Source organism: Petrotoga miotherma DSM 10691 (genome assembly GCF_002895605.1).
GTDB classification, from domain to species: domain Bacteria; phylum Thermotogota; class Thermotogae; order Petrotogales; family Petrotogaceae; genus Petrotoga; species Petrotoga miotherma.
The window spans coordinates 1-8,383 of sequence record NZ_AZRM01000050.1 but is presented as its reverse complement, the minus strand read 5'-3'; the positions used below and the strand labels follow the sequence as shown (position 1 = coordinate 8,383).

Sequence of the window (8,383 nt, the reverse complement as noted above, 5' to 3'; positions counted from 1 at the left end):
GCCCCTTCGCCCCGCTCCCCGCCCCACAGTTGGCCCTTTTAAAATTCTTGAAGTTTTTCTGATTTCAAAAGTTCTATATTTTCTTTGACGTTGCCATCTGAAGCTATGTAAGCTTTAATACTTGCCGCTTTTAAAGCTGTCAAAGCATTTTCTCCAACATTTTTTGAAATTACTGCATCTATTCCCCGTTCTGAAAGTTCATTCACAATTTTTGTTCCTGCCCCGTGTTCCTGGCTATTGTCAGGAGAAAAAAACTCATAACTTTCATTTTCTGTATCGTAAACTAAAAAGTAAGCTGCTCTCGCGAATCTTTCATCTAATTCGGATTCCAATGTCTTTTCTTTAGATGGAACTGCAATTTTCATTTTTACACCCCTTTTTATTTATTAAAAAGTATTTGTGAGATTTTTTGATATATAGATTTTATGTACTTTGAAGAAATAGAATCTTCGTACAAGATTATCGGTTTGGCTTCTCTTGTAGCTAAATTCACCATTTCATCGAAAGGTATCTTTCCTAGAAGATCTATATTTTCAGAAAAGCACCATTCCTCCAGGGAAGAACTCACAGATTCGTTTAAATCAAATTTATTGATTACTACGCCAAATTTCACTCTCATTTTCTTCAAAGTTTCAACCGCTCTTTGAAGGTCATGGAATCCTGAAAGGGTAGGTTCGGTAACTATAATAGCATAGTTTACACCAGCTACAGACGATGTGGCAGGGCATCCTATGCCAGGAGCACCATCTATTATGATAACATCTTTTTTTAAATTTTCACCCACAGAAAAAGACTTTTTTCTTATCTCAGCTACCAAACCTCCTGAAGTTTCTTCCCCCGGATTCAAATCGCCATGAACCAAAACACCTTTTGGAGATTTTGATTCATAATAGTATCCAGCTAAATTTTCTACAAGTTTTATCGCCTTTTCGGGACAGGTGAGTACACAAAGTTTACAACCTTCACACGCATATTCGTTAATAACATATTTATCCTGTTGAAAATCTATTGCCTCAAACCTACATTTGTCTTTACAAATACCACAATTAGTGCATTTTTCGTAATCTATTTCTGCTTTTTTCCCACCATAGTATTCATAGCTTTGTTTTAACTCAACAGGTGATAACAACAAATGAAGGTTAGATGCATCAACATCGCAATCACTCATTACGGGATTTTGGAAAAGGTAGCTCAAAGAAGCAGATAAAGTTGTTTTCCCGGTTCCACCTTTTCCACTGATTATAGCTATTTGTTTCATACCAACACCTCTGTTATATTTTCGTACAAAAGTTCAAAATTTCTATGCAATTCTTCGGATTGATCTACGATCAATTTCCCCTCAGAGTACCATTTAGCTATTTCCTTATCAAAATCGATTTTCATAAGTAGAGGAATTTTTTCTTCCCCAAGGTACTCTGTTAACTCGGCAAATGCAGGATCGTAGCGATTGATTACCACTCCGTAAGGGATTTCCATTTCTTTAACTAACGACACCGCCAGTTTCAAATCGTGTAATCCAAAGGGAGATGATTCAGTTACTAAAACCGCAAAATCAACCTTTTGTAAAACTTCCACAACTGGACACGAAGTACCAGGAGGGGCATCGATTATAGTTACATCGTAATCATCCGAAATGTATTTTTTCAATTCTCTAATTATCCTCACACCTGATGGTTCTCCTATATTCAAAAGCCCCATCCCAAAGTCAAAAAAATCTGTCTTTCCAAATTTTAATTTTCCTAAGCTTTTAGGTTCTTCATCAATAGCTCTTACAGGGCAAATTTCAGAACAAACGCCACAACCGTGACATAAATTTTGGAAAACAAATACCCCTTTTTCAAAGACATTAATAGCTCCAAACTGACACTCTTTTGCACACAACCCACACAGTATGCAAGTTTCTTTATTTACTTTTGGTATGAGTACATCCACACTTTTTTCTTCTTCGAATTTGACGTTGTAGAATAAATGGTCGTTAGGCTCTTCTACATCCGCATCTAGAAGCAAAACTTTCATATTTTTTGAAAGAACTTTGGCAAAATTAGTAGATACCGTACTTTTCCCAGTTCCTCCTTTTCCACTTAAAATTGCTATCTTCAATGACAAATTGATCTCTCCTTCAACCGTTATGATGAATATAAGATATATAAAGGCAGGCACAACTCAATTTTTGATTAAAAGGGAGTTGTGCCCTAATATTAAAATTACTCTTCTTTTTTCTGGCTATCGTCTGTTTCTTTTAACATTCTTTCAATGTAGTTTAATTCGTCTTTCAAATACTCTTTTTGCGCTTCTAAAAAAGCCTTGTCACTTTCTACAGGATAAGTTGGTGGATAATACGCTCCTGCCCATCCTCCGTAGGCTCTTGGTCCGTAACCGAATCCTCCGCCATATCCAAAACCTCTACCGTAGCCGAAACCTCTTCCAAATCCTCTTGCACCATAACCGAAACCTCTACCATACGCACCACTGCATCTTCCTAAACCTCTACCTGTCATGGGGCCTAAACCTCTAGGTCCGGTTCCATCTAAAAAAGGCATAAGATAACCTCCTTTCATATATATGCTTTTTACATATATATTATACACAAAAAATCTTCTTTTGTCAATAAAAAATCATTTTGATTTTTTTGGTTTTTGGTGTAAAATTGAATTGATACCGTTAACGTTAACATTAAAAGAGGTGATAAAAATAAGTCGAAGTAGTTTTGTAACCATTAAAGATATCGCTGAAAAAGCAGGGGTTTCTGTCAACACTGTATCAAGGGCTTTAAACGATAAACCAGATATAAACCCTCAAACAAAAGAAAAGATCGAAAAAATTGCCCAAGAATTAGGTTATGTTAAAAACGTATACGCTACTATGCTCAAGTCTAATGTAACTCATACAATTGGAGTGATCATGTCCGATAGCTCCAACCCTTTCTTCTCTGAGGTATTCAAAGGTATTGATAAAGCAGCACGAGAGAATAATTATCAAATAATTATTATGAACTCTGAAGGTTTATACGAAAATGAAGAAAAATTTTTAAAAACTCTCTTAGAAAGGAGAGTTGACGGTATTCTCCTTTTTCCAATGCAAAAAAGTTATGAAGATATACAGGAACTGATAAAAGAGCACTTCCCTATAGTACTTGTAGGTAGAGAAATAGACGGTTGGAATGTGGATGAGATATTCAGTGACGAAGAAAAAGGGGGATATCTTGCAACCAAATACCTTATTGAAAAAGGGTGTAAAAAGATAAAAATGATCACCGATCAATTATATAACTCTGCTTCATATGGAAGGTTACAAGGCTATAAAAAGGCTTTAAAAGAGAAAGGGTTAGCGTTTTCAGAAAATGATATCAAGATATGTGAAGGGATACATGAAGGATACCACGTTAAAGCGGGGTACGATAAAACGATGGAAATGATCAGAAAAAAAGAAGAATTCGACGGAATATTTTGCTACAACGATCTAATAGCTTATGGGGCAATTAAAGCTTTGAAAGAAAATAATCTAAAGATTTCACAAAATGTTTCAGTAGTAGGTTACGACGATATAGCCTTTTCAAGGTTAATTGAGCCAGAGTTGACAACGGTAAAAGTTAAAAAGTTTGAAATGGGATATGAGGCATTTCAAATGTTGTATAAAAGAATAAAAAGTAAGCAAAGAGACAACTCATCAACGAGGAAAGTTTTAGATGTAGAACTTGTAGTGAGAAACTCTTAAACATAAAATAAGATATGGGTCATAGGTGGGTTGCAGGGCGAACGGGCGTTAAAGAAGGTTTAGAGATTTTAAAGGCAGTAAATTTAAACAAAAAAGGAGAGGAATTGTATGGCAGAATTACGTTGGAACCCTTTGTTAAAAACATACACAATGGTTGCCGATAATAGACAAAATAGGCCCCATTTACCTGAGGATTGGTGCCCTTTTTGTCCAGGGCCGGGTAAAAAAGTGCCTCCAGACTATGACGTTTATGCATACGACAATGATTTTCCCGCTTTAAAACTAGATCCAGATGAACCAAATATACAAGGAACGGATTTGTACAAAGTCGAAAAAAATTATGGAAAATGCGAAGTAATTTTGTATTCTCCTGATCACAATATTACTCTTCCTCAATTACCCGTAGAACATATATTTAAGTTAGTAAATTTATGGGTTGAAAGATTTGAGGAACTCTCAAAAGATGAAAAAATAAAATACATCTTTCCTTTTGAAAATAGAGGAAAAGAAGTAGGGGTAACGATGCTCCATCCACACGGTCAATTATATGCCTATTCCTGGATTCCATTGAAGTTAAAAGTCGAACTCGACAACTGTAAAGAATATTATGAAGAAAATGGGAAATGCCTTATTTGTGAAATGAACAAAGAGGAAAAGGAATTTCAAAAAAGAATTCTTTTTGAGAATGATTCATTTCTCGTTTATCTTCCCTTTTTTACAGACTACCCCTATGGAGCTTTCATCGTGAGCAAATCCCACAAAGGCAACTTATCAGAATTCGACGAAAAAGAAAAATGGGACCTGGCTGAGGCGCTAAAACTGTTAACTGGTGGCTTTGATGCATTGTTTGACAAACCTTTCCCTTACATGATGAATATCCATCAAACTCCTGTTAATTCAGAGGAATATGCAGATTCCAACAAATACTATCATTTTCATATTGAGTTCTATCCTCCTTTAAGAGACAAGGATAAAATAAAATGGTACGCATCAAGCGAGATGGGTGCTTGGGCTGCGGCAAATACCATGGCGGTGGAAGAAACTGCCATTACGTTAAGAAATGCAATAGAAAAATTCAAAAAAATACAATAGAGAGGTCGACAAAATGGATTTACTAAATACTTTTCAAGAAATCTACGGAGTCAGTAAAAAACAAGTACAAAGGTTCTTCTCTCCAGGAAGAATAAATCTGATAGGCGAACATATAGACTACAATGGAGGATATGTATTACCGGTAGCTATAAACCTTGGTATAAATGGCTTAATGAATTTGAGGGACGATAATTTAATCTACCTAAAATCTATGGACTTTCCCAACGAAGTAAAAGTAGATCTAAATAAGGGAGTGGATTATAGAAAGGAAGACAGTTGGGGGAACTATGCAAAAGGAGTTATAAAGTTTTTATTAGAAGATGGATTCCCCTTGAAGGGATGTAATATTCTGATTAAAGGAGAACTTCCAAATGGAGCTGGCCTTTCATCTTCTGCAGCTTTGGAAGTACTTATTGGATTCATGCTCTTATCTCAAAATCAAACCCCTGAAGAAATTGATAGAACATACCTTGCCCTCTTAGGGCAAAGGGTTGAAAATAAATTTATTGGTGTGAACTCTGGAATAATGGATCAATTTGTAATAGCAAATGCAAAGAAAGATCAAGCTTTACTGCTTGATACCCAAAACCTAACTTATGAATATATACCTTGTTATTTAGACGGGTATTCTCTGATTATTATGAATACAAACAAAAGAAGAGAGCTCGCTTCGTCTCAATACAACCAAAGAAGAAAAGAATGTGAAAGTGCTTTAGAAAAAATAAATCAAGTGAAAGAAGTAAAGGTCGATAATTTATGCCAGTGTAATGTAAAAGATCTCGAATTTCTTGATAATGAAATAGAGCTAAAAAGAGCAAGGCACGTAATAACAGAAAATCAAAGGGTTATTCAAGCTTCTAAATTATTAAAAAACAACGATATTGAAGGTTTTGGAGCTCTTTTAATCCAATCCCATAATTCCTTGAAAAATGATTATGAAGTGACAGGTTTTGAACTAGATACAATTGTTGACGAAGCTCTAAAAATCAAAGGCTGTGTGGGAGCTAGAATGACGGGAGCAGGATTTGGTGGGTGTGCCATTGCTTTGGTGGAAAAAAGTCAGGTAAAAACTTTCAAGGATCAAGTTTCCAAGAGTTATTATGAAAAAACCATGATAGAGCCATTCTTTTACGAAACAACAATCGAAGATGGAGTAAAAATTCTCAAAAACTAAGCAAATTTGAGCTAAATGGGAATAATCTCTTTTAATTGTCCTTAACTTACCCTAACTGTCCATAACAAAGTTTTGCAACGAATGTTAACTCTGATATAATTGTTTTGGTATCGTTCACGGTATCGATATCTATATTAAATATATGGAGGTGTGGAAAAATGAAGAAAAAGTTTTTTTTCGTTGTATCGATATTTTTGCTTTTTAGTAGTATATTTTTTGGTCAACTTGCTGGGAACATTCCTCGTGATGAAACACTGATAGCTGAAAGTACTGCAGGAAGGGTAACGGCACCTTCTAGATTTAATGTTTGGATAAATGCTTCAACATGGCCTCAAAGAGGAATACAGCAGGTGATGTTAGAACCATTATGGATGAACGAACAAGCTCTAGGTGAAATTATTAACTCTCTTGCCGCGGAAGGTCCAATCTACAACGAAGACTTTACACAGATGACAATCAAGTTAAGAAAAGGGTGCTATTGGAGTGATGGTGTTGAAATTACTGCAGATGATATTGTCTACGGTATTGAACTAACCATGAAAACCCCTGGAATGGCTTACCATGATCAGTTTGAACTTTACATTGACAAAGTTTACAAAACAGATGATTATACAGTTCTAATTGAATTGAAAGAACCCAACTCCCGATTCCACGCTAATTTTGTAGACAGATGGGGAGCATGGAGGCCTTTCCCAAAACATATTTTTGAAAAAGTAGAGGATCCTTTGACCTTTGATTTCAACCCTCCGATAAGCAGTGGTCCATATGTTTTGAAAGATTATGATCCTGCTGGTTATTGGACACTTTGGGAAAAGAGGGAAGACTGGGATAGGACCCCAAATGGAATGTTGTTTGGTGAACCAAAACCAAAAAACGTACTCTTCTATTACTATGGTACAGCTGAAATGAGAGTGATACAGCAATCCAACCACCAATTAGATGTAGCCTATTTTACACCAGAAAGTTTAAGAGCTGTGATAAATCAAAATGAATATTCTCGACCTTACAATCCAAATTATCCATGGATTGTTAATATAGACCCTTGTACTACAGGAATAACGTTAAATAATGATGTATATCCATACAACATAAAAGATGTAAGATGGGCATTGACTTTAGCTATAGATATTGTAGATGCGGCTGCTATTGCATATGACGGTGCTGTAGTTATGGCTAGTATGCTCCTCCCTCCTACTCCTGCATATCAAGAATGGTACTATGAACCTATGGAAGAATGGTTGAGAAACTTTACTCTAGACATAGAAGTTGATGGAGAACCATTTAAACCATATGATCCTAACGCTCCTTTACGCCTTGCTGAATATGCTAGAAGCCGAGGATATGATGTACCTGATGATCCTGAAGAAATTAGAGAATTATTTGGGCCAGGATGGTGGAAATACGCACCTGATGTAGCGGAACAACTGTTAGAAAGAAATGGATTTACAAGAGATAAAAATGGCAAATGGTTGTTACCAGACGGTACAGCTTGGGAAATTACAATATTAGCTGCTACTGACCCTGCTAAAGCTGATAACAAAAATCCTATAGCCGTAGCTCAGCAGTGGAGAAAATTTGGGATAGAAGTTAATGTTGAGACTAATGAAGCACATGGAGACTTGACAAGTTTGGGTGATTATCAAGCTTCTGGTGGTTGGCCTGCAATGGAACCATGGGGTGGGCATCCGGATTTGCATCGTACTTTTAATGTCTGGCATTCGCAATATTATAAGCCCATCGGAGAGCGAGCTGTCGGTAACGGAGCTACTTCTAGGTGGACAGATCCAAGGATGGATGAAATCATCGAAGAAATGGAAAAGTTGGATTGGGATGATCCAAGAAATATTGAGCTCGGAATGGAAGGGTTAAAAATACTTGTAGAAGAAATGCCTTCCATACCAACCTTTATTCATCCTTTGTTTTTGGTATATGATGAATATTATTGGACCAATTGGCCAAGCCCTGATAATTTGTATACTCAGCCTTGCCATTGTTTTCCAAACTTCAAATACATGCTCCCCTTCCTTGAACCAACAGGGAGAAAATAAGGGCTACAGATAAATACATTAAGCCCCCTTCGGGGGGCTTATTATGGAGGTGTAACACTTGCTATTTTTCAAGCGATACTTGCTACCAAGGATAATACAATTTCTAGTTGTAGTATTCGTAGGGATAACGGTGGTATTTATTGTACCCAGGCTAACGCCGGTTGATCCCGTACAACAAGTAATCAGTCAAATGACATCACAAGGAGCCTTCTTAGACCCAGCGGCTGTTGAAGCATTAAGGCAATCGCTCACAGAGATGTACGGATTGGAAGGAGGGATATTCCAACAATACGTTGCCTTTTGGGGAAGGTTGTTACATGGAGACTTTGGTCCATCACTCTTTCAATTTCCGGTA

8 protein-coding genes and 1 pseudogene are annotated in these 8,383 nt (G+C 36.5%); 5 read left to right on the top strand and 4 right to left on the bottom strand.

All coding sequences use genetic code 11. The features are described 5' to 3' along the window. Positions 1-38: 38 nt before the first annotated feature. From X928_RS08690 to X928_RS08675, 4 genes are all read right to left on the bottom strand, one after another. Positions 39-365 carry a NifB/NifX family molybdenum-iron cluster-binding protein gene (locus tag X928_RS08690; RefSeq protein ID WP_103079376.1) on the bottom strand — a complete coding sequence of 109 codons (327 nt, stop codon included), beginning with the start codon at positions 363-365 and terminating at the stop codon, positions 39-41. A gap of 14 nt (positions 366-379) precedes the next feature. Then, positions 380-1,258, bottom strand: a complete 879-nt coding sequence (locus X928_RS08685) for an ATP-binding protein (RefSeq protein ID WP_103079375.1) — start codon at positions 1,256-1,258, stop codon at positions 380-382. Next, entirely contained in the window at positions 1,255-2,106 is an 852-nt protein-coding gene (locus tag X928_RS08680; RefSeq protein WP_281255733.1) for an ATP-binding protein, read from the bottom strand. Before X928_RS08680 ends, X928_RS08685 begins: the two co-directional genes overlap by 4 nt. 98 nt (positions 2,107-2,204) lie before the next feature. Further along, the gene (locus tag X928_RS08675) at positions 2,205-2,540 is read right to left on the bottom strand and encodes a DUF5320 domain-containing protein (protein ID WP_103079374.1); all 336 of its coding nucleotides are present in this window, start codon (positions 2,538-2,540) and stop codon (positions 2,205-2,207) included. Positions 2,541-2,652: 112 nt separating this feature from the next. On the opposite strand from X928_RS08675, the gene X928_RS08670 reads away from it, so the two are divergent. The 5 genes and pseudogenes from X928_RS08670 to X928_RS08650 all read left to right on the top strand — a co-directional run. Continuing rightward, a complete protein-coding gene (locus X928_RS08670; RefSeq protein WP_245857220.1) occupies positions 2,653-3,714 on the top strand; it encodes a LacI family DNA-binding transcriptional regulator in 1,062 nt (353 codons plus the stop codon). Positions 3,715-3,822: 108 nt separating this feature from the next. Further along, complete coding sequence (gene galT / locus X928_RS08665) at positions 3,823-4,806, top strand: galactose-1-phosphate uridylyltransferase (RefSeq protein ID WP_103079373.1); 984 nt, start codon at positions 3,823-3,825, stop codon at positions 4,804-4,806. 13 nt (positions 4,807-4,819) lie between these two features. Next, the gene (locus tag X928_RS08660; protein WP_103079372.1) at positions 4,820-5,980 is read left to right on the top strand and encodes a galactokinase; all 1,161 of its coding nucleotides are present in this window, start codon (positions 4,820-4,822) and stop codon (positions 5,978-5,980) included. Positions 5,981-6,138: 158 nt separating this feature from the next. Further along, entirely contained in the window at positions 6,139-8,028 is a 1,890-nt protein-coding gene (locus X928_RS08655; RefSeq protein WP_103079371.1) for an ABC transporter substrate-binding protein, read from the top strand. 58 nt (positions 8,029-8,086) lie between these two features. Continuing rightward, positions 8,087-8,383 (top strand): annotated as a pseudogene (locus tag X928_RS08650) (ABC transporter permease); the annotation flags it as partial.

What these genes read in the sequence shown, in the direction of transcription:
- X928_RS08690 (WP_103079376.1), bottom strand. Translation starts at nt 365, where the DNA reads ATGAAAATTGCAGTTCCATCTAAAGAAAAGACATTGGAATCCGAATTA.
- X928_RS08685 (WP_103079375.1), bottom strand. Translation starts at nt 1,258, where the DNA reads ATGAAACAAATAGCTATAATCAGTGGAAAAGGTGGAACCGGGAAAACA.
- X928_RS08675 (WP_103079374.1), bottom strand. Translation starts at nt 2,540, where the DNA reads ATGCCTTTTTTAGATGGAACCGGACCTAGAGGTTTAGGCCCCATGACA.
- galT (WP_103079373.1), top strand. Translation starts at nt 3,823, where the DNA reads ATGGCAGAATTACGTTGGAACCCTTTGTTAAAAACATACACAATGGTT.
- X928_RS08660 (WP_103079372.1), top strand. Translation starts at nt 4,820, where the DNA reads ATGGATTTACTAAATACTTTTCAAGAAATCTACGGAGTCAGTAAAAAA.
- X928_RS08655 (WP_103079371.1), top strand. Translation starts at nt 6,139, where the DNA reads ATGAAGAAAAAGTTTTTTTTCGTTGTATCGATATTTTTGCTTTTTAGT.